Annotated in this window: 4 protein-coding genes; 3 read left to right on the top strand and 1 reads right to left on the bottom strand. The window is 45.2% G+C overall.

The window, feature by feature from the left end:
• Positions 1–83: 83 nt before the first annotated feature.
• Positions 84–854 carry a hypothetical protein gene (locus tag AC805_RS00235; protein ID WP_055073548.1) on the bottom strand — a complete coding sequence of 257 codons (771 nt, stop codon included), beginning with the start codon at positions 852–854 and terminating at the stop codon, positions 84–86.
• 85 nt (positions 855–939) lie between these two features.
• Here AC805_RS00235 and AC805_RS00230 point away from each other — a divergent pair, with 85 nt between their 5' ends.
• From AC805_RS00230 to AC805_RS00220, 3 genes are all read left to right on the top strand, one after another.
• Positions 940–1,629, top strand: coding sequence for a glutathione S-transferase family protein (locus AC805_RS00230; RefSeq protein WP_055073547.1), 690 nt, complete (start codon positions 940–942; stop codon positions 1,627–1,629).
• A gap of 192 nt (positions 1,630–1,821) precedes the next feature.
• Entirely contained in the window at positions 1,822–2,484 is a 663-nt protein-coding gene (locus AC805_RS00225; RefSeq protein WP_009627385.1) for a hypothetical protein, read from the top strand.
• A gap of 14 nt (positions 2,485–2,498) precedes the next feature.
• Entirely contained in the window at positions 2,499–3,029 is a 531-nt protein-coding gene (locus AC805_RS00220) for a hypothetical protein (protein WP_072143475.1), read from the top strand.
• Positions 3,030–3,205: the final 176 nt, after the last annotated feature.

Genomic DNA, 3,205 nt, shown 5'->3' with positions numbered 1-3,205 from the left:
CCAGTCAATTCTTGGGGTTTATATCCTAGTATATTTAGCGACAGCTATAAAATAGCCAGAAAGAGACAACGCCACCTATGTTCTTATTTTACAAATGGGCGCATTAATAAATAGCCAGCACCAAAGGAAGTTAGGACGATCGCTATAATAGTAGCGGTCAGTACCCAACCACTTAAACCAGTAGGTGCGGCATTTTCTTCTATGGATTCATTACGCAGAGGTCGCGATGAGATTTCTTCGCGAATTTCCAGCTTGGGTCGCACTTTAGGCTGTGGCTTGGGGGCTGGCGCGGGTGGTTCAAAGGCTGCAAAAGAACTGTCATAATACAATGCTTCTCCCACGGGCTCGCTATCAGTCTGAGGTGCTGCTTCGGTCGCCAATTGTCTTGCCCTTGAAATTGCTTCTTGAATTGCATTTGTTGTTTGTTGTACCGCAACCTTGCGGGGATTTGCCTGTGTTGCGGGTTTATCCGCAGGACGAGGCTGGGTGACTGGAGGGCGACCTTGAGGATGGGGATTGTTCTTTTGGGCGGGATTAATTTGGGAGGATGCGCGGATACCAGCTAAGACTTCCGATAGTTTAGACTCTGGCAAATTCGATTGGGTAAGTATTGCCTGAATGCGATCGGTGGATTGGGCGATCGCTTCAAACTCTTGCAGCAGCATTTGATTTTGTTTGGCGAGCTGCTCGTTCTGCAATTGAAAAAAAGATAGTTTAGCTTGGGTAGATTGCAACTCCGCCGCCAGTTCTCGATATACTGTCACAGGTACTGAAGCCTGATAACCAGATGGGGCGGTCTGATACCCAGATTGACCAGATTGAGATGTGGGTTTAAAAACTGGATTGGCTTGCATAGGCAACAGCACCGTAGACCGTGAAAATTTAGACGAGAATATAGCATATGATTTGCTACTTTAAATTACTTTAAGTTAAGGATTCATGCTTTTATTACAGTTCAGCACTTCCCACTATTGCCGCAAAGCTAGACTTGCTCTTGGTTACAAACAAATCCCTTACCAAGTTGAAAATCTCACTCCAGGGTTACATATTTTACGAGTTAAACCATTGTCAGGCTCGACTACCTTACCCGTACTACTGCCCCAACTCAAAAATTGTCCAGCCGTAGTCGCTGACTCCACTGAAATTATTCGTTTTCTTGAAGCCTATCAACCCGACTTACCCCTTTATTTTGCCGATCCCCTACAACAAAAGGAGGCTTTACGTTTAGAAGATCTATTTGACGAATCCATTGGCGTAGCGGCGCGATGCGTATATACCCAGTACCGAGCTACTGAGGGAAAGAATATCGATCCTTCGTGGGTCAGTCAAAGCGTAATTAGACTGATCCGATTGCTTTATGGGGTTAATGTGGAATCCGCAAGAGCTGCTGCTCAGAAAATTAATAATGCGATCGCCATGCTCGGCGAGTTTTGGCAAACTGGATATCTAGTGGGCGAGCGTTTTAGTGTCGCCGATCTGACCGCCGCCGCCTTGTTAGCTCCCTTGGGCTTAATGCCCGTTTACCGCCTGAACTATCCTTGGTTGTTCGATCGCATTGCCCAAATCCATCAGCTTTGTAACGAACCATTGCCGAAAAACTGGCAAGTAGGGCTAGAACTCATTAGATAAAGAGGGGAAGCGATTAACATTTAAAAAAATTGCAATATCAAAGCCGCATCCAAATAGGTGTTAACTTATTGATGTTACTTTTGAGCATACATTTGAGCATATAAAGAATGGCTAGAGACTGCATTTTTCCTGTGTTCAAAGTGCAAAACAGTATTTTTAAATGTTTTTGAGGCGATTAGTGCGGGTAGTCCTATGACTGTTAACGTTAGTGAATCTTTGTTTGAGCAGATTCTCGAATATCTTCGCGCAAGGACGGCAGCAAGCGATCGCGTTGCTCAAAACTTGCTCAAAACTCTTGAGAAGATGACATCTAGCAGTTCATCCATAGATTCTGCTACCAAGTCCAATGGCGATCGCATTGAGGATCTCGCACCGCAGTTTGGACAAAAACTATTTGAAGCATGGAAAGAATTGGCGGATCTGCAAGTGGGGGAAAACTATTGGAGCTATCCCGTAATGTTTGAAGACCTTGCCGAGACAATGGAAATATCCGTCGATCTCTTTGTCCAATATTTAGCCAACGTTCAGATTGGGAGTTTGCAGCTGATCCAAGGAAGGGGTTATAACTATCAAGTCAACGGAAATGCCGCCGCATCCTTGACTTTTCATTCGGCTCCAACTCTCAAAAAAGCAGCAATTCCCCATCTTGCTGACAAGAAACAGGGAATGGGTATAGATAATAAGCCCCTTGGGAAAACCTTTAAAGTTGGCGATCGCGTAGCCGTAAATGCGAACCGCCAACAATATGCCAATCACAAAGGTGTCGTTGAACAGGTGATTAGTGTGAGTTGTCGAGTCAAATTAGATAATGGTTGGACTGCCTTTTTACCCAATCATTGTCTAGATCGCATCTAAGCGTTTATAAAAGAATGACCCACAATATGACCTTTGAGGAGTCCATCGCCTATACCGAAGCGCTGCTTCTGCGTAAGGATCTAAAGGACTCTCAACTTGAATCGGAGATCTCTGCTCTCGTGCAATCGGCAAATGGAGCAAGAGGTTTTTTTGTATGCTTTTTGACTGGGGAGTGGCAGCTAGCCGATGCCCCAAGTATGGGGATAGTCAGAGCATTACAATCTGCGCCTCAGGCGATCGCCGAACTCCTCGTTAAAAATCTGGTCATGTCTACCGCTATGGCAATTACCCATCGGAGATCCGCGCAGGAAGAACAAGCCCAAGGTTCCGATCTGGTAGCCAGACGCACGGCTTTATTAATAGAAAAAGTCGATCTGAGCGAAGTTCGCCAAGTTGCGGCGCAAATGTATAGTTCCGCTACCACCGATCGGGGGGAATATGCGGCATTTCTGACGAAATGGGGCTATGATGCTGAGCAGAAACAAGCGATCGCTAATGCTGTAGAACGTTTCCATCTTGACTCAATTGAGAAAATATCGATCTAGAATCGATTTAGAGTTAAGGATGGGCGGCAATTTCATGCCGCCCATCCTTAACTCTAGAAATATAGTTATAGCTACTTAAGTCAAGAAATCAAACCCAATAGAGGGTTGCGGCGCTTCGTGCCGCAACCCTCTATTGGGTTTGATTTTTGTCCTAACATTACTGACTATAGCTATAA

It is taken from the genome of Pseudanabaena sp. 'Roaring Creek', assembly GCF_001402795.1.
Lineage (GTDB): Bacteria > Cyanobacteriota > Cyanobacteriia > Pseudanabaenales > Pseudanabaenaceae > Pseudanabaena.
Note: the sequence above shows the minus strand (reverse complement) of the source record. Positions and strands in the feature narration are given on the sequence as shown.

Coding starts and splice junctions, on each gene's coding strand:
- AC805_RS00235 (WP_055073548.1), bottom strand. CDS start 854: ATGCAAGCCAATCCAGTTTTTAAACCCACATCTCAATCTGGTCAATCT.
- AC805_RS00230 (WP_055073547.1), top strand. CDS start 940: ATGCTTTTATTACAGTTCAGCACTTCCCACTATTGCCGCAAAGCTAGA.
- AC805_RS00225 (WP_009627385.1), top strand. CDS start 1,822: ATGACTGTTAACGTTAGTGAATCTTTGTTTGAGCAGATTCTCGAATAT.
- AC805_RS00220 (WP_072143475.1), top strand. CDS start 2,499: ATGACCCACAATATGACCTTTGAGGAGTCCATCGCCTATACCGAAGCG.